Annotated in this window: 21 protein-coding genes; 7 read left to right on the plus strand and 14 right to left on the minus strand. The window is 71.3% G+C overall.

What is annotated here, in order from left to right; genetic code table 11:
- Nucleotides 1-28: 28 nt before the first annotated feature.
- Nucleotides 29-2,536: a DNA translocase FtsK 4TM domain-containing protein gene (locus O7543_RS10525; protein ID WP_281553996.1), complete on the minus strand. Its 2,508-nt coding sequence runs from the start codon at nucleotides 2,534-2,536 to the stop codon at nucleotides 29-31.
- 291 nt (nucleotides 2,537-2,827) lie between these two features.
- Here O7543_RS10525 and O7543_RS10530 point away from each other — a divergent pair, with 291 nt between their 5' ends.
- From O7543_RS10530 to O7543_RS10540, 3 genes are read left to right on the plus strand one after another with little or no spacing between them, the layout of a single operon-like run.
- On the plus strand, nucleotides 2,828-3,244 hold the full coding sequence (locus tag O7543_RS10530) for a YbjN domain-containing protein (protein ID WP_281555505.1): 417 nt from the start codon (nucleotides 2,828-2,830) through the stop codon (nucleotides 3,242-3,244).
- A 4-nt stretch (nucleotides 3,245-3,248) separates the two neighbouring features.
- Nucleotides 3,249-5,075, plus strand: a complete 1,827-nt coding sequence (locus tag O7543_RS10535) for an HSP90 family protein (RefSeq protein ID WP_281553995.1) — start codon at nucleotides 3,249-3,251, stop codon at nucleotides 5,073-5,075.
- Nucleotides 5,072-6,646: a YbjN domain-containing protein gene (locus O7543_RS10540; protein WP_281553994.1), complete on the plus strand. Its 1,575-nt coding sequence runs from the start codon at nucleotides 5,072-5,074 to the stop codon at nucleotides 6,644-6,646. Before O7543_RS10535 ends, O7543_RS10540 begins: the two co-directional genes overlap by 4 nt.
- Here O7543_RS10540 and O7543_RS10545 read toward each other — a convergent pair.
- The 9 genes from O7543_RS10545 to O7543_RS10585 form a co-directional block, all read right to left on the minus strand.
- On the minus strand, nucleotides 6,603-6,977 hold the full coding sequence (locus O7543_RS10545) for a DUF2784 domain-containing protein (protein WP_281553993.1): 375 nt from the start codon (nucleotides 6,975-6,977) through the stop codon (nucleotides 6,603-6,605). The genes O7543_RS10540 and O7543_RS10545 overlap by 44 nt on opposite strands.
- 130 nt (nucleotides 6,978-7,107) lie before the next feature.
- Complete coding sequence (locus tag O7543_RS10550) at nucleotides 7,108-8,685, minus strand: S1 family peptidase (RefSeq protein ID WP_281553992.1); 1,578 nt, start codon at nucleotides 8,683-8,685, stop codon at nucleotides 7,108-7,110.
- 176 nt (nucleotides 8,686-8,861) lie between these two features.
- The gene (locus O7543_RS10555; RefSeq protein WP_282229933.1) at nucleotides 8,862-9,059 is read right to left on the minus strand and encodes a DUF397 domain-containing protein; all 198 of its coding nucleotides are present in this window, start codon (nucleotides 9,057-9,059) and stop codon (nucleotides 8,862-8,864) included.
- Between the two features lie 89 nt (nucleotides 9,060-9,148).
- Nucleotides 9,149-10,066, minus strand: a complete 918-nt coding sequence (locus tag O7543_RS10560; protein ID WP_281553991.1) for a helix-turn-helix transcriptional regulator — start codon at nucleotides 10,064-10,066, stop codon at nucleotides 9,149-9,151.
- Nucleotides 10,067-10,158: 92 nt separating this feature from the next.
- A complete protein-coding gene (locus tag O7543_RS10565; RefSeq protein ID WP_281553990.1) occupies nucleotides 10,159-11,847 on the minus strand; it encodes a ribonuclease J in 1,689 nt (562 codons plus the stop codon).
- Nucleotides 11,844-12,767: a 4-hydroxy-tetrahydrodipicolinate synthase gene (gene dapA, locus O7543_RS10570; protein ID WP_281553989.1), complete on the minus strand. Its 924-nt coding sequence runs from the start codon at nucleotides 12,765-12,767 to the stop codon at nucleotides 11,844-11,846. Before dapA ends, O7543_RS10565 begins: the two co-directional genes overlap by 4 nt.
- A 60-nt stretch (nucleotides 12,768-12,827) precedes the next feature.
- Nucleotides 12,828-13,583, minus strand: coding sequence for an FAD-dependent thymidylate synthase (gene thyX, locus O7543_RS10575; RefSeq protein WP_281553988.1), 756 nt, complete (start codon nucleotides 13,581-13,583; stop codon nucleotides 12,828-12,830).
- 93 nt (nucleotides 13,584-13,676) lie between these two features.
- Nucleotides 13,677-14,255: a DUF2752 domain-containing protein gene (locus tag O7543_RS10580; RefSeq protein ID WP_281553987.1), complete on the minus strand. Its 579-nt coding sequence runs from the start codon at nucleotides 14,253-14,255 to the stop codon at nucleotides 13,677-13,679.
- Between the two features lie 89 nt (nucleotides 14,256-14,344).
- Nucleotides 14,345-15,592: a crosslink repair DNA glycosylase YcaQ family protein gene (locus O7543_RS10585; protein WP_281553986.1), complete on the minus strand. Its 1,248-nt coding sequence runs from the start codon at nucleotides 15,590-15,592 to the stop codon at nucleotides 14,345-14,347.
- A 173-nt stretch (nucleotides 15,593-15,765) separates the two neighbouring features.
- Between O7543_RS10585 and O7543_RS10590 the strand changes: the two genes are divergently transcribed.
- Entirely contained in the window at nucleotides 15,766-16,044 is a 279-nt protein-coding gene (locus tag O7543_RS10590) for a YggT family protein (RefSeq protein ID WP_281553985.1), read from the plus strand.
- 7 nt (nucleotides 16,045-16,051) lie between these two features.
- Here the strand turns inward: O7543_RS10590 and O7543_RS10595 are convergent, their stop codons facing one another.
- On the minus strand, nucleotides 16,052-16,516 hold the full coding sequence (locus tag O7543_RS10595; RefSeq protein ID WP_281553984.1) for a MaoC family dehydratase: 465 nt from the start codon (nucleotides 16,514-16,516) through the stop codon (nucleotides 16,052-16,054).
- 117 nt (nucleotides 16,517-16,633) lie between these two features.
- Here O7543_RS10595 and O7543_RS10600 point away from each other — a divergent pair, with 117 nt between their 5' ends.
- Nucleotides 16,634-17,209 carry a GNAT family N-acetyltransferase gene (locus O7543_RS10600; RefSeq protein WP_281553983.1) on the plus strand — a complete coding sequence of 192 codons (576 nt, stop codon included), beginning with the start codon at nucleotides 16,634-16,636 and terminating at the stop codon, nucleotides 17,207-17,209.
- A 25-nt stretch (nucleotides 17,210-17,234) separates the two neighbouring features.
- On the opposite strand, the gene O7543_RS10605 is transcribed toward O7543_RS10600, so the two are convergent.
- Complete coding sequence (locus tag O7543_RS10605; protein WP_281553982.1) at nucleotides 17,235-18,482, minus strand: helix-turn-helix transcriptional regulator; 1,248 nt, start codon at nucleotides 18,480-18,482, stop codon at nucleotides 17,235-17,237.
- A gap of 363 nt (nucleotides 18,483-18,845) precedes the next feature.
- Between O7543_RS10605 and O7543_RS10610 the strand changes: the two genes are divergently transcribed.
- A complete protein-coding gene (locus O7543_RS10610; RefSeq protein ID WP_281553981.1) occupies nucleotides 18,846-19,493 on the plus strand; it encodes a GNAT family N-acetyltransferase in 648 nt (215 codons plus the stop codon).
- A 64-nt stretch (nucleotides 19,494-19,557) separates the two neighbouring features.
- Here O7543_RS10610 and O7543_RS10615 read toward each other — a convergent pair whose 3' ends face one another.
- Complete coding sequence (locus O7543_RS10615; RefSeq protein WP_348650127.1) at nucleotides 19,558-20,802, minus strand: glycosyltransferase 87 family protein; 1,245 nt, start codon at nucleotides 20,800-20,802, stop codon at nucleotides 19,558-19,560.
- A gap of 31 nt (nucleotides 20,803-20,833) precedes the next feature.
- On the opposite strand from O7543_RS10615, the gene O7543_RS10620 reads away from it, so the two are divergent.
- On the plus strand, nucleotides 20,834-21,415 hold the full coding sequence (locus tag O7543_RS10620) for a GNAT family N-acetyltransferase (protein WP_281553980.1): 582 nt from the start codon (nucleotides 20,834-20,836) through the stop codon (nucleotides 21,413-21,415).
- A 74-nt stretch (nucleotides 21,416-21,489) separates the two neighbouring features.
- On the opposite strand, the gene dapB is transcribed toward O7543_RS10620, so the two are convergent.
- A complete protein-coding gene (gene dapB, locus O7543_RS10625) occupies nucleotides 21,490-22,254 on the minus strand; it encodes a 4-hydroxy-tetrahydrodipicolinate reductase (protein ID WP_281555504.1) in 765 nt (254 codons plus the stop codon).
- Nucleotides 22,255-22,300 lie beyond the last annotated feature (46 nt).

Below are 22,300 nucleotides of genomic sequence, written 5' to 3' on the forward strand. Positions count from 1 at the left end.
GATCGGTCAGCCGACCGGACCAGTGCGGTCAGCTCGCCTCGACGGCCCGCAGACTCGCCAGCGCGTCCTCCAGCTCGTCCGGCTTGACCAGCACGTCGCGTGCCTTGGAACCCTCGGACGGCCCGACGATGCCCCGGGTCTCCATCAGATCCATCAACCGGCCCGCTTTGGCGAACCCGACCCGCAGTTTGCGCTGCAGCATCGAGGTCGACCCGAACTGCGAGGTCACCACCAGCTCGATCGCCTGGACCAGCAGGTCGAGGTCGTCGCCGACGTCCTCGTCGATCTTCTTCTTGTTCTCCTGGGCGGTGGTGAGCACGTCGGGGCGGAATTCCGGCTCGCGCTGCTTCTTGCAGAAGGCGACGATCTCGTCGATCTCCTTCTCACTGACCCAGGCACCCTGGATGCGCAGCGGTTTCGACGCACCCATCGGCAGGAACAGGCCGTCGCCCCGGCCGATCAGCTTCTCGGCGCCCGGCTGGTCCAGGATGACCCGCGAATCGGACAGCGACGACGTGGCGAAGGCCAGCCGGGACGGCACGTTCGCCTTGATGAGGCCGGTCACCACGTCCACCGACGGCCGCTGGGTGGCCAGCACCAGGTGGATGCCGGCGGCCCGGGCGAGCTGGGTGATCCGGACGACCGAGTCCTCCACGTCCCGGGGGGCGACCATCATCAGGTCGGCCAGCTCATCGACGATCACCAGCAGGTACGGGTACGGCCGGATCTCCCGCTCGCTGCCGGGCGGAGCGGTGATCTCCCCGGCCCGTACCTTGCGGTTGTAGTCGTCGATGTGCCGGACACCGTTCGCGGCCAGGTCGTCGTAGCGCATGTCCATCTCGCGTACCACCCACTCCAGCGACTCGGCCGCCTTCTTGGGGTTGGTCACGATCGGGGTCACCAGGTGCGGGATGCCCTCGTACCCGGTCATCTCGACCCGCTTGGGGTCGATCAGCAGCAGCCGTACCTCGTCCGGGGTGGCCCGGCTGAGGATCGAGATGAGCAGCGAGTTCAGGCAGGACGACTTGCCGGCGCCGGTCGCCCCGGCGATCAGGATGTGCGGCATCTTCGCCAGGTTGGCCACCACGAAGCCGCCCTCGATGTCCTTGCCGAGCGCCACCAGCATCGGGTGATGGTCGGCACCGGCGGCACGGGAGCGCAGCACGTCACCGAGCGACACGTCCTCCCGGTCGGTGTTCGGGATCTCCACGCCGACCGCGCTCTTGCCCGGAATCGGGCTGAGGATCCGCACGTCAGGTGACTTCACCGCGTACGCGATGTTGCGGGAGAGCTGGGTGATCCGCTCGACCTTCACCCCGTGGCCGAGCTCCACCTCGTATCGGGTCACCGTCGGACCCCGGGTGAACCCGGTGACCGCCGCGTCAACGTCGAACTGCTCGAACACCCCCTGCAGTGCGGCGATCACCTCGTCGTTGGCCTTGCTGCGGGTCTTCGCCGGTGGACCGGTCCGCAGCAGCTTTGCCGGTGGCAGGCGGTAGTCCCCGGACAGCCCGGTGATCGCCAACTGCTCGGCGCGGGTCGGGGTCGGCGAATGCTCCGGCGGCTCCGGCGGGGTGCGGGTGGTCGGCACCTTCGCCGCCGGCCGGCGCGGCAGCTCCATCGTCTCCTGCAGATCGAGCGGCTCGGCCAGGGTGCCATCGTCACCGGCCGACGACACCGGCAGGGCGTCGGCCGTCCGGCTGGCCTGCCGGCGGCGCGGCGGCCGGCGGCGGGCCCGCTCGTCACCGGCGGTCTCGTCGTCAGCGGTGTCGGCACCGGCCGGGGCCGGATCGGACTCCGGCCCACGCCCGGTCACCACCCCGGCGAGCAGCCCGAGCCGCTCCGGGATCCGGTTGATCGGGGTGGCGGTGACCACCAGCAGACCGAAGACCAGCAGCAGGATCAGCAACGGCACGCCGACCCAGTAGCTGACCGTGTGCTCCAGTACCGTGCCGATGCCGAGTCCGATCAGCCCGCCGGCGTAGTCACGTTGCAGGTCGTCGTCGGGGCGTTGGCCGATGTGCAGCAGCCCCGCCGTGGCGACCAGCATCGCCGACCAGCCGACCAGCCCGCGGCCCCGAGGGTCCGGCTCCTCCGGTGGATCACGCATCAGCCGGACCGCGCCGATCAGCAGCAGCAACGGCACGGCGACCGCGATCGCGCCGATGAACAGCCGCATCATGTCCGCGACGCGGACCCCGAACGGCCCGGCCGCGCCGAACCAGATCGCCATCGAGGTGAGAATGGCCAGGCCGAGTACGAACAGCCCGGCACCGTCGCGCCGGTGCTCCGGGCTCAACTCCCGCGCGGTGGCCGCCCGGCGACCGGCGGTACGCACCGCCCAGCCGACGCCGTGCGCCAGCCCCATCCAGGTGGCACCGACAGCACGACCGACCAGGACGGCCGGCGAGTTGCGGGCCGGGCGCCGACGGGCTGTCGGGCGCTTGCGGGCCGGGGTCCGGGCACGACCGGTCGCGGCGCCACGGCTGGTCGACCCGCCGCGCCGCCGACTCGCCTGGGAGGTTCGGCCGGCCATAGAGTCCCACGGTAACCCCGCCGGCATACAAACCCTCGCTTTTCCGGGTCGTGTCCGAACCACGCGGGGCGGCGCGGCTGTGCCACCATTCCGATCGGCCCCTACTGTCCCCCGGGGCCACGACGACGACGTCCACCGCCGGACCCCCGTCCGGACATCGCCGGCCCGACCGCGCGCCGGCCCCCGGCCGGGGCGCGAGGCCCCCTGTCCGACGTGCCGTACCGAAAGGACCACCGCATGCCCCCGCCGGACCCAGACGACCTGCCCGACGCGCCCTCCGGCAGCGGTGCGATGCAGGTGCTGCGGCCGCTGACCACCGCGATGATCGCCGAGACCCTCACCGCGCGCGGCTACCACTTCCAGGCCGACTCCGACGACGAACTGGTCGGCCGGTGGAACGACAACCTGATCGTGTTCTCCCGGCTCGGACCCAACGGCGAGGTGCTGCGGGTGCGGACCATCGCGCCAACCCTGTTCACCGTGGACGACGTGCCCGCGCTGTACGCCTTCTGCAACGAATGGAACCACGACCGGCTGTGGCCCAAGGCCTTCGTCCACGTCGACGACGACGGCACCGCCCGGGTCTGCGGTGAACTGATCACCGCGCTGGAACGCGGAGTCAGCTCACCGCAGCTCGACCACCTGCTCGACTGCGGGATCGCCACCGGCTGCCAGGTCTGCGAAGCCGTCGCCGAGTTGGCGGGCTGACCGGATGGAACACCGTTTCCAGGTCGACCTGCGCGGCATCGTCGACCTGCTCAGCCACCACCTGTACGCCAGCCCCCGGGTGTTCGCCCGGGAGCTGGTGCAGAACGCCACCGACGCGATCACCGCCCGGCGCGAGGCCGAGCCCGACTGGGCCGGCGGTACCGTCCGGATCGAGCCCACCGCCGACGGTGGCCTGCGGGTGCACGACGACGGCATCGGCCTGACCGAACCGCAGGTGCACACCTTCCTGGCCAGCGTCGGGCGTACCTCCAAACGGGACGACCTGGGCTTCGCCCGGCAGGACTTCCTCGGCCAGTTCGGCATCGGCCTGCTGTCGTGCTTCATGGTCGCCGACACCGTCGAGGTGGTGACCAGTTCGGCCCGGGGCGGACCGGCGGTGCGCTGGATTGGGTACGCCGACGGGCGCTACACCACCGAGGTCGACGACGCCGCACGCGGCTCGGTCGGCACCACCGTCACGCTGCGTCCCCGCGCCGACGCCGGACACTGGCTGGCCGCCGACCAGGTCCGCGACCTGGTCCGCGACTACGCCCGGCTGCTGGACGTCCCGGTGCTGTTCTGCCCGCCCGGAGGCGAGCCGGTCCGGCTGACCGAGCCGCAGGCCCCGTGGGAGGTGGTCCACGCCGACCCGGCGGCCCGCCGGGAGGCGCTGCTGGACTACGGCGCGACGCTGCTCGGTGCCCGACCGATGGACGTGATCGACCTGCGGGTACCGGAAGCCGGGCTGGTCGGCGTCGGCTTCGTGCTGCCGTCGGCGTCAACGGTCGGCCAGGGCGGTCACCGGGTCTACCTGAAACGGATGCTGCTCAGCGACGACGCCAGCAAGCTCCTGCCCGAGTGGGCGTTCTTCGTCCGCTGCGTGGTCGACACCTCCGTGCTGCGCCCGACCGCCAGCCGCGAGGCGCTCTACGAGGACGACCTGCTCGGCGCGGTCCGCGACGGGCTCGGCGAGCAGATCCGCAGCTGGCTGCTTGAGCTGTCGGTCAGCCAGCCGGAACGGCTCGCCGCTTTCCTGCGGGTGCACCACCTCGGGGTCAAGGCGCTCGCCGTCCGCGACGACGAGATGCTGCGGCTGGTCGACTCGTGGCTGCCGTTCGAGACCAGCCGGGGGATGATGCCGCTGCGGCTGTTCCGCCAGCATCTGGCGATGATCCGGTACGTGGAGACGGTCGACGAGTTCCGGTCACTGGCCGCGATCGCGTCCGCCGCCGGTACGCCGATCGTCAACGCCGGCTACGCCTACGACGCGGAGATCCTGCAGCGCCTCCCCCGGCTGGACCCGGCGATCCGCACCCGCCGGCTGGACCCCGGTGAGCTGGCCGCCCGGTTGGAGACCCTCTCGCCCGGGCAGCTGGCGGTGGCGGAGACCTTGCTGGCCACCGCCCGCACGGTGCTGGCCGAACTGGACTGCGTACCGCAACTGCGGCAGTTCGACCCGGTCACGGTGCCGGCCCTGTACGTCCTCGGCCAGGCCGCCCGCGAGCAGGACAGTGTGCGCCGTGCGGTGGCCGGCTCCGACGAGCTGTGGTCGGAGGTGCTGTCCGCGTTCGCCGACGTCGACGTCGACCACCGACCGGAGCTGGTGTTCAACTGGCGGCACCCGCTCATCCGCCGGCTCGCCGGGCAACCGGCGGGAGCGGCGCTGCGCAACGCCGTCGAGGCACTGTACGGTCAGGCGCTGCTCGCCGGTCACCATCCGTTGCGGGCGGTGGACAGCGCCGCGCTCAACCGGTCCTTCCTGGCCCTGCTGGACCGGGCCTTCACCGATCCGGCCGCCGGGCCGGACACCACCGCCGAGGAGACCCCGTGACCGCCGAGGAGCTGGTTCAGGCGCTGGACGAGGCCACCGACCTGCCCGACGGCGACGGCAAGATCGCCGAGCTGGAACGGATCGCCGCGCACGCCGACGCGGCCGGGCAGGCACGGATCGGTTTCGACGCGCGGATGGCGCTGATCGAGACGTACAACCACCACACCGAACGCTGGCGGATGCTGCCGGCGTTCGGCTGGTGTCTGAGCACCTTCGACCGGTACCCGGAGCTGTTCGAGCCGTGGGACGCCGAACTGCTGCGCTGGTACCACAAGTGGGCGGTCGCCACGCTGCGCGGCACGCCCCGGGTGGGTCTGGCGCAGACCCGGGCCGCGCTGGACGACATGGAGCGCCGGTTCACCGCCAGTGGGCAGAGTCTGCAGGCGGTGTACAACCTGCGCTGCAAGATAGCCGACCATGTCGGCGACGAGGCCCAGGCCCGGCAGTGGCTGGACCGGTGGCGGACGGCCCCACGGGACGAGAACAGCGACTGCGCCGGCTGTGACCCGTCCCGCCAGGCCGAGCTGCTCGCCGGCTGGGGTGAGTGGGAGGCGGCGCTGGCGATCGTCGAACCGGTGCTCAGCGGTGCGGTCGGCTGCACCGAGCAGCCGGAGAAGGCGCTGGTCGCGGTGATCATGCCGTACCTGCGGCTGGGCCGGTACGCCGACGCGGCGCAGGCGCACGTGCGGGCGTACCGGCGGCACCGGCACGAACGTGATGCCTTCCCGTACCTGGCCGAGCATCTGCGGTTCTGCGCGTTGGTCAGTCAGCACCAGCGTGGCCTGGCGATCCTCGCCGAGCATCTGGAGTGGCTCGACCGGCCGTACGACGAGGCCTCGGCGATGGAGTTCGCCGCCGCCGGCGCCCTGGTCTGCCGGCTCGCGGCCGCCGCCGGCCACGGCGACGAGACGATCCACCGGCCGGAGTACGGCGGCCGGCCGGCCGCCGACCTGCCGATGGCCGCGCTCGGCGCGCAGCTGGCCGCCACCGCCACCGAGCTGGCGGGCCGGTTCGACGCCCGCAACGGCACCGACCACCAGTCGCGTCGGATCACCGACTGGCTGGCCGCCGAGCCGCTGACCGACACCGTCGAGCTACCGGCCGATCAGCCGCCGGCCACCGGCGGCGAGGTCGGCGTACCGCCGGCGGGCGGCAGCCCGGACGTGGTCTCGCCGTTGACTCTGGAGGGCATCACGGCGGCGCTCAACGAACGCGGCGACCGGTACTTCGTCGATGACAGCGGAGTGGTCGGCGGCAAGTGGGGACATGCGGTGATCCACTTCGAACGGCTCGGCGAGCAGCAGCGGGTGCTGCACAGCCGGGTGCTGGCCGACCGGCGGCTGCCGGCGGACCGGCTGGCCGAGGCGTACCGGTTCTGCAACTCGTGGAACCACGACCGGCTGCTGCCGAAGGCCTACGTGCACGACACTGGTTCCGGCGAGCTGATCCTGGCCGGCGACGTGAGCACCGACCTGGCGTACGGGGTCAGCGGGGCGCAGCTCGCCGCGCTGGTGAACGCGGCGGTCATCACCGGGGCGCAGTTCGCCGACGCCGTCGCCGAACTGCCCTGAGCACCCCGGCCCAGCTGGCCACGACGACCGTGGCCAGCGCCAGCCGGGCCGCCCAGGCGTACTGGTCGGGGTAGATCACTCCGGTCAGGTAGCGCTCGACGAACCCCTCGTCGAAGCCGGCCTGGCCGGCCCGGCGGCGGGACCAGTGCTCAGCGACGGTGAGCGGGCAGCTCAGGTTGGCCGCGACCACCAGCACCCCCCAGCCCGCCGCGGTCAGATGCAGCCAGATCGTCCGCGGCCACCGCCAGGCCAGGAAACCGCCGACCGCCAGGTAGGCGAGGAACCCGAAGTGTGCCGCCAGGATGACGACGGTCAGCAACTCGTAGCCCATCGTGACCTCCCGTAGGCCAGGCTACGAGCGCCGGTTGACGGCTGACAGGGTACGCGTACTCAGCGGCGGGACGTGGGTGTGCGCCGTCCCCGGGGAGGGCGGTCCCCGGGGACGGCGCGGCGGGTGGCGGTCAGTTCACCGAGAACCCGAGGAGGTAGCCACCCACGCCCCGACCGGACTGCACCCGGTACCGGTAGGCACCGGCGGGTCCGGAGAAGTTCAACCGGGTCATCGTGGCACCGGCGCGGTCGCCCCGGGCGACCGTGCGCCAGCCGTCGGCGGTGAAGCGTTGCAGCGCGAGCCCGAAGGCCGCGCCGGCCGGTGCCTGCAGGCAGGCGGTGTGCCGGCCGGCACCGGCCCGGAAGAACCTTCCGTCCGGCTGGGTCTGCCGGTCACCGACCCGGTTCAGCTCGCCGTCGCGCAGCACCGGGTGGTCGGCGCAGGGACTCTGCGGCGGGTCCGCCGGCTGGGTCGGCGCGACCGTCGGTACGGCGGTCGGCACGCCGCTCGGCGGGGTCGCACCGTCCTCAGTGGTGACCAGGGTCAGGTTGTTGACCTGCAGGATCTCGGCCAGCGGCTGGAAGAATGTGACGCCACCGGTGCGGCAGTTGCCGGAGCCGCCCGAGGTCACGCCCTGCGCCTGGTCGCCGGAGAGCCAGGCACCGCCGGAGTCGCCGGGTTCGGCGCAGACGTCGGTGCGGGTCAGCCCGCTGACCGCACCCTCCGGGTAGTTGACCGTGACGTCCTTGGCCCGGATCACGCCGCACCGGGTCCCGGTGGTGGACCCGGAACGGCAGATGCTGGCCCCGACCGGCGCCTCCACGCTGCCGGCGACCGGCAGGTTGTTGCCGTTGAAGTCGTTGACCACCGGCTGCGGCGTCCAGTCGTCGTCGACCGCGACGAACGCCCAGTCGTCGCCGGGGAACGACGACGCCTGGAACACGCCCTGCGCCTGCCGGTTGAACCCGGTGGTGGTGTCGCCGGGGCGGCCGCAGTGCCCGGCGGTGACGAAGCCGCCGATTACGGAGAAGCCGACCGAGCACCGGCCGCCGGCACCGATGAAGTAGGGATCGCCGCCGCGGACGTCGAACAGCGGCACCGGCGCCTCGTCGGTGGCGTCCACCCGGACCGCGTCGGCCGGCACTCCGGCGGCGGCGGCGAAGTCCCGGGCAGCGGGCTGGGCTCCGGGCCGGGCGAGCAGCACCACGGTGTTGTCGGCCAGGTCGACGTACCAGCCGGCCAGGTCGGGGCTGGCGGCGTCACCCACCCGGTCCAGGCTTTCCTTCACGCCGGTCAACTGCTGCTGGCTGCGGGCCACCAGGCGGGCCTCGGCACCGGCGGCGCGGACCCGGCCCAGCTGTGCGGGGTCGGTCACCGCGACGACGAGGTCGGCACCGTCCTGGCTGATCCACGCGCCCGCGTACGCCGCGTCGAGGTCGGCCCGCAGAACGTCGACGGTACGGGTGGCCCAGCGTTCGGTGGCCAGCCGGGTCCGGGCGTCCGCCGCACTGACGCCGAGGTCGCGACGCAGCGCGGCGACGAGGTCGTCGTGCGCGGCGGCCGGCTGGCCGTCCGTACCGGCCGGCTGACCGGTGGCGACGTCGCCGTCGGTCGGGTCGTCGCCGGCCACGGCCGGCAGGGTCACCCCGGCGAGCAGCCCGACCGCGGCGACGGTGATTCCGGCGGTAACGATTCGTCGGCGTCGCATCCTTACCTCCTCTGCCGTTGGCGTCGGATGGACGCCGACAGGTGGTACGGAGGGCGCCGGTCGATGGATCGGCCGGCCCGGATGCCGAATGTCACAGCCGGGTTGATGAACCGCCCGGGGCCGCGTCACGTACCAGGTGTCGGCCGAGTCGGTGGGAGGCGGCCTCCACCCGCCTCCTACCGGCCGGCGAAGTCGCCCCGGTTGACGCCGCGCAGGAACCGTCGCCACTGCTGCCGGTCGACGTCCAGCCAGGGCCCGTCCGGCTCGGCCGAGTCGCGCAGCGCCACGTCACCGGAGGCGGTCACGGTAGCTTCCAGGCACGCGTTGGTGTCACACCGGCTGCTCCGCCACCAGCCGCGATATGTCCGCATCATAGTCTTTTCTCCGCTTCAGACTTAATGCCGACTATTCGGCATTTGCCTGGTTAACGCGGCAGCTGGCCCGGCCGATACGCGACCGGAACTCACCCACCGACGGACGGGGCCTCCGCGACCGGCAGATCGGCGGACAACGTCGCCGTCCGCTCGGTGATCAACCGGGCCGAGGTCGCCTCGTCGTGGGCCGAGTCCCAGATGTGCGCGAAGTAGTCGCGGTGCCGGCCGATCCGCTGCGCCGCGTGGACGATCTCGTCCAGCAGGATGCCCTCGCGGTAGAGCAGCGCGTTCTCCTCGTCACCGAAGTCGAGCAGCGTGAACGGTGCCAGCATCGCCATGATCGCCGCGTCGGCGAACGGCACGATCCGCACCCGCACGTTCGGTCGCCGCGCCACCCGTAGCAGGGCGGCGAACTGCCCGACCATCACCCGCGGCCCGCCGATCGTGCGCCACAGCACCGACTCGTCCAGCACCAGGTGGAACTCCGGCGGATCGGGCCGGTCCAGCACCTGGTCACGGCGACGCAGCCGGGCCTCGAGCCGCAGCGCGCGGTCGGCCTCCGGCAGCTCGCTGCGCCAGAAGTTCAACACGAACTCGCCGTACTCGCGGGTCTGCAGCAGGCCCGGGATCAACGTCGGCTGGAACACCCGGATGGCGCTGGCCTCGCCCTCCAACTGCAGCAGCTGCAGCATCGCCGGAGTCAGGTGCTCCCGGTAGCGCGGCTCGTCCCACCAGCCCCGCAACCGGGAGGTACGGGCGTCGCGCAGCAGCCGCACGGCCCGGTCGGCGTCCACCACGCCGTACAACTCCAGCAGGGCCCGCAGATCGGTGGTCGAGACCGAGACGCTGCCCTTCTCGATCCGGTTGACCTTGGAGACCGACCAGTCGAGGGCGTCCGCCACCTTGCCCTGGGTCAGCCCGGCCGACTCGCGGGCGCGACGCAGCGCGAGTCGGAGCCTGCGCCGCGCCGCCGCAGGGGACTCACCGGAGCCGGGATCGCCTGGCACGCCAGCCTTCTCGTCACGACAGTGGGTAACTGTCCGACCAGTATGCCCGCCGGCCGGCCGCCCGGTCAGCCCCGGCGGGCCTCAGGACGTCTTCAAACCTCCACCACGGTCGGTACGATCATCGGCCGGCGCCGGTACGCGTCGTTGACCCAGCGGCCGACAATCCGCCGGACCACCTGCTGCAGCTGGTGTGGATCGGTGATGCCGTCAGCAGCGGCCCGACCCAACGCTTCGGTGATCAACGGAACGACCGCGTTGAACGCCTCCGGGTCCTCGGAGAATCCCTTCGCCGACACGGTCGGCCCACCGACCACCTTGCCGGTCACCGAGTCGACCACCACGGTCGCCGCGATGAACCCGCCGTCGCCGAGGATCCGCCGCTCGGTCAGCAACGACTCGCCGACGTCACCGACCGCGAGACCGTCCACGTAGACGTACCGACTCTTGACATGCCCGACCAGGGTGGCGTGCCCGTCCACCAGGTCGACGACGTCACCGTCCTCGCAGAGCACGACCCGCTGCGGGTCCAGACCGGACTCGATGCCGAGCCGGGCGTGCGCCCGCAGGTGCCGCCACTCGCCGTGCACCGGCAGCAGGTTGCTCGGCCGCACCACGTTGAGCAGGTAGAGCAGCTCCCCCGCCGGCGCGTGCCCGGAGACGTGCACCTTGGCGGTCTCCTTGTGGATCACGGTCGCCCCGGCCCGGGCCAGCTGGTTGATCACCCGGTAGACCGAGGTCTCGTTGCCCGGCACCAGCGAGCTGGCCAGCACCACGGTGTCGCCGGGCGCGACGGTGATGTGCCGGTGGTCACCGGTCGCCATCCGGCCCAACGCGCTCATCGGCTCGCCCTGCGACCCGGTGGACATCAGCACGATCCGGTCCGGCGGCAGGGCCGTCGCCTCGTCCAGCCCGACCACCAGGCCGGGCGGGATCCGCAGCAGGCCGAGGTCCCGGGCGATGCCCATGTTGCGCACCATCGACCGGCCGATCAGCGCGACCTTGCGGTCGTACTCGTACGCCGAGTCGATCACCTGCTGCACCCGGTGCACATGGGAGGCGAAGCTCGCCACGATGATCCGGCCGGTGGCCTTGCCGAAGATCGAGTCGAGTACCGGACCGATGTCGCGTTCCGGGGTGACGAAGCCGGGGGTCTCGGCGTTGGTCGAGTCGGACAGCAGCAGGTCGACGCCTTCGGCACCGAGCCGGGCGAAGCCGGCCAGATCGGTGATCCGCCCGTCCAGCGGCAGCTGGTCCATCTTGAAGTCACCGGTGTGCAGCACCAGGCCGGCCGGGGTGCGGATCGCCACCGCGAGCGCGTCCGGTATCGAGTGGTTCACCGCGAGGAACTCGCACTCGAACGGCCCGATCCGTTCCCGCTGACCCTCGCGTACGGTCAACGTGTAGGGCTCGATTCGCCGCTCGGCCAGCTTCGCCTCGACCAGCGCCAGGGTGAACTGGGAACCCACCAACGGAATGTCCGGTTTGTGGGCGAGCAGGTACGGCACCGCGCCGATGTGGTCCTCGTGGCCGTGGGTCAGCACGATCGCCTGGACGTCGGCGAGCCGGTCCAGGATCGGGGCGAAGTCCGGCAGGATCAGGTCGACCCCGGGCTGCTCCACATCCGGGAAGAGCACCCCGCAGTCCACCACCAGCAGCTTGCCGTCGAACTCGAAGACCGTCATGTTGCGACCGATCGCGCCGAGCCCGCCCAGCGGGATCACCCGCAGCCCGCCCGGCGGCAGCTGCGGCGGCAGGTCCAACTCCATGTGTGCCTGGCTCACGGCAGCTCCAGTCCGGCGTCGGCGCAGTCGGCCCGCAACTGGTCCAGCTCGGCGTCGGTGGCCTCGACCAGTGGCGAGCGCACCGGACCGGCGGGCAGGTCGAGCACCCCGAGCGCCGCCTTGACCAGGATCGTGCCGGGGCTGCGGAAGATGCCGGTGAACAGCGGCAGCAACCGGCGGTGCAGGGCCAGCGCGGCGGCGTGCTCGCCGGCGACGTACGCCTCAATCATCTGCTTGGTCAGCGCACCGGTCAGGTGGGTCGAGGTGCCGACCAGTCCGACCCCGCCGATCGCCAGCGTCGGCAGGGTGAGCGCGTCGTCACCGCAGTAGTACGCCAGGTCGGTGCGGCCGGTCACCCAGGAGGTGGCGGCCAGGTCGCCCTTGGCGTCCTTGACCGCGACGATCCGCTCGTGCTCGCCGAGCCGGGCCAGCGTCTCACTGCTCATCGCGATGCCGGTGCGGTGCGGGATGTCGTACGCCATCACCGGCAGCCCGGTCGCGTCGGCAACCTCGGTGAAGTGCCGGACCACCCCGGCCTGCGGCGGCTTGTTGTAGTACGGCGCGACCACCAGCAGCCCGTGCGCGCCGACCTTCTCGGCGGCGACCGCCAACTCGACCGTGTGCCGGGTGTCGTTGGTGCCGACACCGGCGACCACCCGGGCCCGGTCCCCGACCGCGTCGATGACGGCCCGGAGCAGCTGCTCCTTCTCGGCATCGGTGGTGGTCGGCGACTCGCCGGTGGTGCCGCTGATCACCAGGGCGTCGTTGGCCTGCTCGTCGACCAGGTAGCTGGCCAGCCGGGCGGCGCCGTCGAGGTCGAGCGAGCCGTCGTCGTTCATCGGGGTGACCATGGCGGTCAGGAGTCGCCCGAACGGGGTCGGTGTCCCCGCCCCGGGACCGGCTAGGTGGTGCTGCGTCATACGGACAACCTATCGGACGGCCGCACCGCGTTCTCAGCGCTGGTGGTACGGGCCGGTGGCCTATTCCCCCTGCCGGGTGTACGGGCTCGCGGCGACCTCGCTGCCGTCCGGCAACCGGCGGATCTCGAAGTCGGCGAAGACGCTCGGCGCCACCCGCTGCAACTGCCGCAGGCACTCCACCGCCAGGTCGCGGATCTCCACGTCGGCGTGCTCGGTGGCCCGCATCCCGATGAAGTGCCGCCAGGCCCGGTAGTTGCCGGTGACCACGATCCGGGTTTCGGTGGCGTTCGGCAGCACCGCCCGAGCCGCCTGCCGGGCCTGCTTGCGGCGCAGCGTCGGGTTGGGTTCGTCGACGAACCGCTTCTCCAGACCCTCCAGCAGCTCGGTGTAGGCCCGCACGCTCGCCTCGGCGGCGGCGACGAACTGCCGGTGCAGCTCGGGATCCTCGGCGATCACCGCCGGCTCGACCATGGCCGCGTCGCGCTCCGGCACGTACCGCTGGGACAGCTGGGAGTAGGAGAAGTGCCGGTGCCGGATCAGCTCATGGGTCAGCGACCGGGAGATCCCGGTCAGGTAGAACGTGACACTGCCATGCTCCAGCACCGACAGGTGCCCACTGTCCAGGATGTGTCGCAGGTAGCCGGCGTTGGTGGCGGTCGCCGGGTTGGGCTTGCGCCACGACTGGTAGCAGGCCCGGCCAGCGAACTCGGCCAAGGCTTGACCACCGTCGGCGTCGGTCGACCAGTCGACGTCGGCGGGCGGCTGGAACTGGGTCCAGGCGATCAGCGTGACCTGCGGCGACACGATTTCCGACATTTCTCGGACTCTAGTTGCCGGCCGGTATCACGGGCAAACACGGCGTCCATCGGGCGGGCCGACCACCGGCCGCCCGCAGGGCGGCCGCAGTGGTCAGACGTAGAACCAGCTGAACGGCTCCCACGGCAGGTTGCGCAGCACCGAGAACGCCAGCCAGACGCCCAGCGACCAGCCGACCGCCGTCGGGCTGAGCGACAACTGCGGCAACCGCCAGCGGAACAGCTGCTGGCCGACCCAGGCCAGGTAGACGTAGAGCAGGAACGGAACGGCGAAGACCACCAGCAGGTGGTGCCGGGCGGCAGCGCCGAGATCACCGTTGAGCAGATACCAGACCGCCCGGGTCCCGCCGCAGCCCGGGCAGTCCAGCCCGGTGGTCAGTTTCAGCAGGCAACTGGGTGCCGCCTCCGCGCTGCTGGTCGTCGGATCGGTGATCACCGTGTAGCCGGCGGCCGCGCCGATGCAGCCGAGCACCGCCAACGGGGCCAGCCAGCGCGGCGACCGCGCCCACAGCCGGTTGACCAGGCGGGTGAACCGGTCCGGTTGGGCCTGCGGCTGGTACGCGTACTGCTGGTGATAGTGGGAGTGATCGTCCGGGTTGGGACCGGCGTCGCCGGGCGGTCCCGGACCGTCACCGACGGGCCGTTGCACAGCCACGCCGTCTGGACCCGCCATCCGTCACGCCTCCCTTGATGCCGATCGTCCCACCGTACACCGGCCGGTCCCGCCGGCTCAGCCAACGACCAGGCCGCGCACCCGCCAGGTCAACCAATGGCCACGCCGCGCGAACCGGCGGCGGGCAACGCCCGGGTCAGCGGGCCGGCCAGGTCGCCGGTGGCCGGTGTCGCGACCTCGGACAGGCCGAGCCAGCCGGCCAGCCGGGTCAGCTCGCCGGCCAGGGCAGTCGCGGTCTGCCCCGGATCGGTGGTGGCGTCCGGCACCGGCCAGGCGGCCGGCACCCGCAGCACCCCGGCGGCCCGGTCCGCCTTGAGGTCGACCAGCGCGGTCAGCCGGTCGCCTTCGAGAAACGGCAGTACGTAGTAGCCGTGCACCCGCTGCGCGGCCGGTACGTAAATCTCGATCCGGTACCGCAGCCCGAACAGCCGCTCGGTGCGGGCCCGCTCCCAGACCACCGGGTCGAACGGGCTGAGCAGCGTGGCGGCCCGGATCCAGCGCGGCAACCGGGCCTGGTGGTGCAGGTAGGCGGGCTGCGACCAGCCCTGCACTCGGACCGGCCGCAGGATGCCGTCGGCGACCAGGTCGGCGACGACCGGCCGGACCGCCGCCGCCGACAGCCGGAAGTAGTCACGCAGCTCCGGCTCGGCGGCCACGCCGAGGCAACGGGCGGCGATCTCGACCAGCTGCCGGTGCGCCTGTGCCTCGGTCGGCGTCGGCGCGGCGACAACCCGGGGCGGCAGCACCCGCTCCGGCACGTCGTAGCGGCGTGCGAAGGTGCTGGTCCGCCCGGCGGAGCTGATCTCCCCGGCCCAGAACAGGTACTCCAGGGCGGTCTTGACCGCCGACCAGTTCCACCCCCAGTTGCCACTCGGCCGCATCGTGTCCTGCTCGAGCTGCGCGGCGGTCGCCGGGCCGCGGGCGCGAACCTCGGCGAGCACCCGGTCGACCAGCTCCGGCTGTTCGACGGCGATACGTCGGATGCCGCCCCAGGCGTCGTCGCGGGCGCGGGCCATCCGCCAGCGCAGCGCCGGCTGCAGATCGACCGGGATCAACGACGCCTCGTGGCCCCAGTACTCGAACAGCTCCCGAGGGGCATGCCCGGCGGCCCGGTCCAGCAGGTCGGTCGGGTACGGACCGAGCCGGCTGTACAGCGGCAGGTAGTGGGCGCGCTGTAGGACGTTGACCGAGTCGATCTGGATCAGGCCGACCCTGTCCAGCACCCGGCGCAGGTGCCGACGGTTCGCCACCTTAATCGGCACGGGGTCGGTGAAGCCCTGAGCGGCGAGCGCGATCCGGCGGGCCTGGGCGAGCGAGAGACTGTCTGGTAAGGGCATCGCCACGCAAGTTACCGCCCGGGTACGACATTGACGGCGGCACCGGAGGACCCGGCAGCCGGGCGCGGCCGATCCTCGCCGATCGGACCCGTCCGCCGCGGCGATTCTCAGCGACCACACACGATCGCCGGGCATAGTGGAACGCTCACCGGTCGTCCTGGAGGTCTGCCCCGATGGGTCCCCTGTTCGCACTTCTGAGTCTGCTGCTCCTGGTCTTCCAGTTGCTGCTCATCGCCCGCGCGATCCTCGACTGGAGCACCGTGCTGGCCGGGCCGAGCCCGCGTGACTCGCTCCGCTCCCGCGTCACCGCCGCCCTGCACGCGGTGACCGAGCCGGTGCTGGCCCCGGTCCGGCGGGTGCTGCCGCCGCTACGCGTCGGCGGCGCCGCAATCGATCTCTCCTTCATCGTCGTCTTCGTCGCCATCGCGCTGATCCGGGCGCTGCTGCCGTGACCGGTGGTCAGCGCGGTGCAGTCACCAGCAGCCGGCTGATGGTCTCGGCGACGCAGACCGGCCGGTCGCCGGAGTCGGCGGTGAGGGTCACCGCCATGACCGCCTGTACACCGCCGACGACCGGCTCCACCGAGGCGATGGCGGCCTCGGCCCGTACGGCGGAACCGGTACGCAACGGAGCCGGGAACCGAACCCTGTCGAGCCCGTAGTTGATCCTCGCCCGTACCCCGTCCACCCGGTACAGCCGGCGCATCAGTGCCGGGACAAGGGAGACGGTGAGAAACCCGTGGGCGACCGTGCCGCCGTACGGGCCGTCGGCCGCCCGCTGCGGGTCGGTGTGAATCCACTGATGGTCGTCGGTGGCCTCGGCGAACATGTCGACCCGGTGCTGGTCGACCGGCAACCAGTCGCCTGGCCCCAGCGACTCGCCCACGGCTCTGGCCAGATCGTCGACGGAGGCGAAGACTCTCATCCCGTCAGTCTCCCAACCGGTTCACACACGCGCGACGCGCGGCGGGGCCGGCCGGTCCACTCGACACCCGGCCGGTGCTACTAGACGTCGGTTGTGAAACAGGATAGAAATCCCCATATGCCAGAAGTCAGGCAGGAGACTCCGGAGGACGCCGACGCGATCGCCGGGATCCACGTGCGCGCTTGGCAGGCCGGCTACGCGGGCCTGATCCCCGCGGACGTGCTCGACCGGCTCAACGTCGCCGCCTGGGCGCAGCGCCGCCGCGACGTCGGCACCGCCGACTCTGAGCACCCGTTCCGCACCCTGGTCGCCACCGAAGGCGAGCAGATCGTCGGGTTCAGCACCTTCGGCCCGTACCGGATCGACCAGGACCGGGACCAGCTCGATCCGACGTACGGCGAGATCGTCAGCATGTACGTCGACCCCGTACACTGGGGCACCGGGGTCGGTCGGCTCCTGTTCACCGCATCGATCGCCGGGCTGACCGGGCAGGGCTGGCGCACGATGCGGCTGTGGGTGCTCGACGGCAACCAGCGGGCCCGACGGTTCTACCAGGCGGCCGGGCTGCGCCCGGACGGGGAACGCAGCGTCTACCAGGTGCCCCGCCCACCCGGGCAGACCCCGGTCGGGCTCGACGAGGTGCGCTACCTGGCCCGGATCGCCGGCGACCGGATCCTCACCCTGGCCAGCTGACATGTGATCGGAAGTTCAATCCGAGCTACGTGACTTCAGCGAAGGCACGGATTTCGGCTCGCAATTGTTCGGCCTTCCAAGTGCCGGCAAATCGCTTGGTTCCGAGTATCTCGGCCATGCGTCCGACACGTTTGTGGATCCACGAGATGCGGCGCTCTGGTGGAAGATCGAGTACTGGGCGAACAGCGGCCGCAGCCTCGTCCAGCTTACCGACCTTCAGGTAGGCGGTTGCCTGATAAACGCGTGCCAGCGCTTCGTCGTCTAGCGATCGACCCTCCTCCGGACCGTTCTCCCACAGCCGAATCGCCTCCGACGCTTCTCGGGCTGCCCGATCTGCGTCTGAGGCTTCAACCAGCCAGATCAGGCTGCTGCCGGCATAATAGTGCTGTTTGGCCTCACTGAAGTCGAATATCCCGCGCTCCGAGGCTCTTGGGATCAACTTCTCCCGCTCATGTTGCACTTGGTCGAGGGCCCGGTTGCTGCCTGCCGAGTCCCCAAGGTTCGCCTTGCACTGGGCGTACCCACATATCAGGCGAAGTCTGCTCGCACTGGTAGCTGAGTGCGCGAGCCCATCCGTGACGGACGCGAGAGCTTGGCTATAGTTGCCGTCGAATCTGGCTATGAGACTCTGGGTTCCCCGCACCCAGGCTCGGAGCTCACGATCACCTGAATTTTCTGCACAGACCAGCGCCGCATCTGCATGCGTCATCGCTACCGCCGAGTCCCCCAAATCGAGAGCGGCGTACGCAAGCACCCCTTGAAGGCGGCCAGCTATCTGATACAGGTCGGCCAACTCATTCGGCCGGTACTGGCGGCTTCGTAGGCGGCGCAGGACATCGCCTCGTAACTCTACAGCGGAATGCAGCATCGGCGCAGGAGCGGTGCCGAGGTATGCAGTCGAGAGCCGGGTCGTAGCTTGCTCCAGATCGGTCAGATCCATGGAATCTTCCACGGCTGCAATCATCTTTAGCGAGTCTTTGGTTGAGGCGGTCAGCATCCGCCCCGTCACCAGAGCCTTTCGTCGCTCCTCCGCTGCGTCTCGCCACGCTGCCACCAGGAAACCATTAGCACCTAGTGCCCGGTCGGCAAGTTCGGCGAACTGCCGTTCAGGAAACTTGTCGCCCTGTTCCACCTTTCCGATGTAGCCGCGATTGAACCGTATCCGTTCGCCAAGATCCCGAAGCGACCACTCGCGACCGACCCGACGTGCTCGCAGCACACCACCGAAGTGAGGCGGGTTGCTCTCATCGGCAACTCCTGGCTGTGATGTCATCGCGCCTCCCCGCTGTCGCCCATCGCTGCCTACAGCCGTCAGGCGACAGGTTACCCCTACAGGTTCAGGTCGGCATCGTCCAGTGTGGGTTTGGCGCAGGCGGATGACCATGTCGTTGATCAATAATTTCAACGTTCGACGCCATGATGCTCGCTCGTGCTGTACGTGCAATCGCTGTGCTGAAGTCGATCAAGTGGCCGTTGGAGGAGCGTTGTGGATTTTCGCCCGACGGCAACTACGGCAACTGCTCACACCCGTACCGCCGGGGGTCGATCAGCTGGTGCGACACCTGGCCGCCACCGACCGACGAAGCCGGCACAGCCAGCACGGCCGACGGAGCCGGCACGGCCGACAGGGCCGGCGGTGACCGCGACCGCCGGCCCCGCCGGCACGGTGCGGGTGCGGCGGGCCGGGGTGGACGACGTACCGCGCCTGGCCCGGGTGCTGGTTGACGCGTTCGTCGACACCCCCGACGCCCGCTGGCTGATCCCCGGCACGGCACGGCGGCGGGACGTCTACCAGCGGCTCTGCCCCGGCCTGCTGGCCCAGGCGATGACCGACGGCACCGTCCACACGACGATCGACCGGGCCGCAGCGGCGCTGTGGCTGCCGTACCCGATCGCCCACACCACCACCGACCGGCAGACCGCCCGGCTACGACGCATCACCGGCCGCCACGCCGACCGGTTCCTCCAACTCGCCGGCCTGCTGCACACCCACGCCCCGCGCCAACCACACACCTACCTGGCGTACCTCGGGGTGGCACCGCACCGGCAGCGCAATGGCATCGGCGGCGCGCTACTACGTCACCGACACCAGATCTGCGATACCGCCGGCATCGCCAGCTACCTCGTCGCCACCAGCCCCGCCGCCCGCGACCTCTACCTACGCCACGGCTACCGACCCACCACCCGACACCCGCTGGCGTTACCCGACAACGGCCCGCCGCTGTGGCCGATGTGGCGGCAGCCGCAGCCGGCCAGCCCAACCACCGGCACCGCCGCACGATGACCCGGCATCCGGCGTCGAGGTGAGGCTGACGCACGTAAAGACGCAAAGATGACGTGCGTCAGCCTCACCTCGACGTGATCGGTCGACCGGCGGCCGGTGCCGGCCAGCGGGCGGACGGGTCCAGCTCACGCACCGGCAGGAACAGCAGGAGCCCCAGGCTCACCCACACGTACGCGTTGCTGCCGACGAAGCCGGCCACGTTCGCGGCGTCGGATTCGCGCCAGATCCACACCAGCCGGCTGATCAGCAGCAGATAGCCGACCACGGCGAAGCCAAGCAACGCCCGCCGCCGCCGGCTGCCCCGCGCCGCGGGCAGCCCGTTGTCCACCAGCAGGATCAGCGCCGGCAGCAACCACACCAGGTGATGCACCCAGGTGACCGGGCTGACCAGGCAGCCGACCACGCCGGTCAACGCCAGCCCGGTCGCCTCGTCACCGGCTGCGACAGCGCGGCGGCACCGCCACGCCCACCAGATCAGGGTGACCAGCACCAGCACCAGCCAGGCGACGGTGCTCGGATGCAGCGGATCGATCCGGGCGACGACCCCGCGCAGCGACTGGTTGGAGACGAAGTCCAACGCACCTACCCGGTCGGTGTTCCACAGCGCCTGCGTCCAGAACTCCCGGGACGCGTCCGGGGCGACCGCCGCCGCGACCAGGGTCGCCACGGTCGCCGTACCGGCGGCGGTGACCGCCGCCCGCCACCGCCGGGTGACCAGCAGGTAGACGATGAAGATGCCAGGGGTCAGCTTGATCGCCGTCGCCAGACCGACCCCGACTCCGGCGAACCGGCGCCACCGCTGCGGCACCGGCGACCCGGCCGCGACCAGCCACAGCAGGTCGGCCGCGACCAGGACCAGCAGCAGCGTGTTGACCTGGCCGAAGTTCACCGTCTCGCGCATCGGCTCGTACGCGGCCACCAGGCAGGCAGCGACCGCGAAGGCGAACCAGCGGGTCCAGCCCTCGCGGCGGGAGATCGGGTCGACCAGCCACCACAGCACCAGCGCGCTGGTCACCACGGCGAGCGTCACGCTCACCACGATCGCCAGATGCCACGGCAGGACCGCCATCGGCGACATCACCAGCGCCGCGAACGGCGGGTAGGTGAACCCGTACTGGCTGAACGGCTTCATGTGATCGTAGAGTTCGCCGCCGTCGCGCAGCCAGTGGTGCATCGCCCCGTAGTAGACCTTGAGGTCGAAGAAGCCGTGCCGTTCGGCGGCGACGGCGAGGAAGGCCGCGACGACGACCGCGAGTACCGCGACGATCGCCACCCGCCGACCGGTGCCCCCGGCGGCCCGCTGCGGCATGACCTCGCCCCTGTCCGTACGCTGACCACTCATGGCGCTCGGATATGTCCGTCCTGCCCGACCGGGCGACGCTGGTGAGATTGCCCGCATCCAGTTGACCACCTGGCGGGTCGCCTACCGGCGACTGCTGCCCCGCCAGGCGCTCGACGAGGTGGACGAGGGCTGGCTGGCGCAGCGGTGGGACGCTGCGATCAACGATCCGCCGTCGCAGCGGCACCGGGTGCTCGTCGCCGTCGAGCAGGCCGAGCAATCCTATCTGGTGGGCTTCACCGCGTCCGGCCCGACCGACGAGCAGGCCCTGGCTCCCGAGGAACCGGCCGGGGCGCTCGGTGACCGGATCGCCGCCGTCACCGACCTGCTGGTCGAGCCGCGCTGGGGCCGGCGGGGACACGGCAGCCGACTGCTCGCCGCCGCCGTGGACCTGTGGCGCACCGACGGCTTCGACACCGCGCTCGCCTGGGCGTACGAACGGGACCCGGCGACCCGCAAGTTCCTCGGCTCGGCCGGCTGGGAGCCGGACGGGGCGACGCGGGCGTTGGACGTGGCCGACATGCTGGTCCCGCAGCTACGGCTGCACGTGGCGGTCCCACCGGCGGCTGCCGCAGAGCAGTGACCCGGCCCGCCGCACGACCCGACAGGGCCCGGCAGCAGGACCCACCAGAGTCCGGCAACAGGACCCGGTAAAGCTCAGTCGAGCAGGCTGTCCAACCCGACGGTCAGCCCGGGACGGCGCGTCACGGCCCGTACCGCCAGTAGCACCCCCGGCATGAACGACGCCCGGTCGTAGGAGTCGTGCCGGATCGTCAGGGTCTCCCCCGCCGTGCCGAACAGTACCTCCTGGTGTGCGACCAGGCCGGCCGCCCGTACCGAGTGCACCCGGATCCCGTCGATGTCAGCGCCCCGCGCGCCCGGCACCTCGGCGGTGGTGGCGTCCGGCATCTCAGCCGACCCGGCGGCGGCCCGGGCCGTCGCGATCACCCGCGCGGTGTGTCCTGCGGTGCCGCTGGGCGCGTCCACCTTGGCCGGGTGGTGCTGCTCGATGATCTCGACGGACTCGAAGTGCCGTGCCGCCTTCGCCGCGAACTGCATCATAAGCACCGCGCCGATGCCGAAGTTGGGGGCGATCACCACGCCGACCTCGGGCTTGTCGGACAGCCAGGAGCGGACCAGGTCGAGGCGCTGATCGGTGAACCCGCTGGTCCCGACGACCACGTTGATCCCCTGGTCGATGCACCAGCGCAAGTTGTCCAGCACCGCGTCTGGGTTGGTGAAGTCGACGACCACCTCTGCGGCGGCGTCCGAGGCGTCGGACAACCGGTCACCCTCGTCGATCGTGGCGACAAGTGCGAGACCGTCGGCCCCCTCGACCGCTCTGCAGACCTGCACGCCCATCCGGCCGCGGGCTCCGAGCACGCCGACCCGGACCGGCCCGGCGGACGACCGGGCGGCCACTGCGGAGCCGCCCGGAGGGACTGTCACATTCGTACCGTCTTCGCTC

It is taken from the genome of Solwaraspora sp. WMMA2080 (assembly GCF_027497395.1).
Classification (GTDB): Bacteria; Actinomycetota; Actinomycetes; order Mycobacteriales; family Micromonosporaceae; genus Micromonospora_E.

What these genes read in the sequence shown, in the direction of transcription:
- O7543_RS10525 (WP_281553996.1), bottom strand. Translation starts at nt 2,536, where the DNA reads ATGGCCGGCCGAACCTCCCAGGCGAGTCGGCGGCGCGGCGGGTCGACC.
- O7543_RS10530 (WP_281555505.1), top strand. Translation starts at nt 2,828, where the DNA reads ATGCAGGTGCTGCGGCCGCTGACCACCGCGATGATCGCCGAGACCCTC.
- O7543_RS10535 (WP_281553995.1), top strand. Translation starts at nt 3,249, where the DNA reads ATGGAACACCGTTTCCAGGTCGACCTGCGCGGCATCGTCGACCTGCTC.
- O7543_RS10545 (WP_281553993.1), bottom strand. Translation starts at nt 6,977, where the DNA reads ATGGGCTACGAGTTGCTGACCGTCGTCATCCTGGCGGCACACTTCGGG.
- O7543_RS10550 (WP_281553992.1), bottom strand. Translation starts at nt 8,685, where the DNA reads ATGCGACGCCGACGAATCGTTACCGCCGGAATCACCGTCGCCGCGGTC.
- O7543_RS10555 (WP_282229933.1), bottom strand. Translation starts at nt 9,059, where the DNA reads ATGATGCGGACATATCGCGGCTGGTGGCGGAGCAGCCGGTGTGACACC.
- dapA (WP_281553989.1), bottom strand. Translation starts at nt 12,767, where the DNA reads ATGACGCAGCACCACCTAGCCGGTCCCGGGGCGGGGACACCGACCCCG.
- thyX (WP_281553988.1), bottom strand. Translation starts at nt 13,583, where the DNA reads ATGTCGGAAATCGTGTCGCCGCAGGTCACGCTGATCGCCTGGACCCAG.
- O7543_RS10580 (WP_281553987.1), bottom strand. Translation starts at nt 14,255, where the DNA reads ATGGCGGGTCCAGACGGCGTGGCTGTGCAACGGCCCGTCGGTGACGGT.
- O7543_RS10585 (WP_281553986.1), bottom strand. Translation starts at nt 15,592, where the DNA reads ATGCCCTTACCAGACAGTCTCTCGCTCGCCCAGGCCCGCCGGATCGCG.
- O7543_RS10590 (WP_281553985.1), top strand. Translation starts at nt 15,766, where the DNA reads ATGGGTCCCCTGTTCGCACTTCTGAGTCTGCTGCTCCTGGTCTTCCAG.
- O7543_RS10595 (WP_281553984.1), bottom strand. Translation starts at nt 16,516, where the DNA reads ATGAGAGTCTTCGCCTCCGTCGACGATCTGGCCAGAGCCGTGGGCGAG.
- O7543_RS10600 (WP_281553983.1), top strand. Translation starts at nt 16,634, where the DNA reads ATGCCAGAAGTCAGGCAGGAGACTCCGGAGGACGCCGACGCGATCGCC.
- O7543_RS10605 (WP_281553982.1), bottom strand. Translation starts at nt 18,482, where the DNA reads ATGACATCACAGCCAGGAGTTGCCGATGAGAGCAACCCGCCTCACTTC.
- O7543_RS10615 (WP_348650127.1), bottom strand. Translation starts at nt 20,802, where the DNA reads ATGCCGCAGCGGGCCGCCGGGGGCACCGGTCGGCGGGTGGCGATCGTC.
- O7543_RS10620 (WP_281553980.1), top strand. Translation starts at nt 20,834, where the DNA reads ATGGCGCTCGGATATGTCCGTCCTGCCCGACCGGGCGACGCTGGTGAG.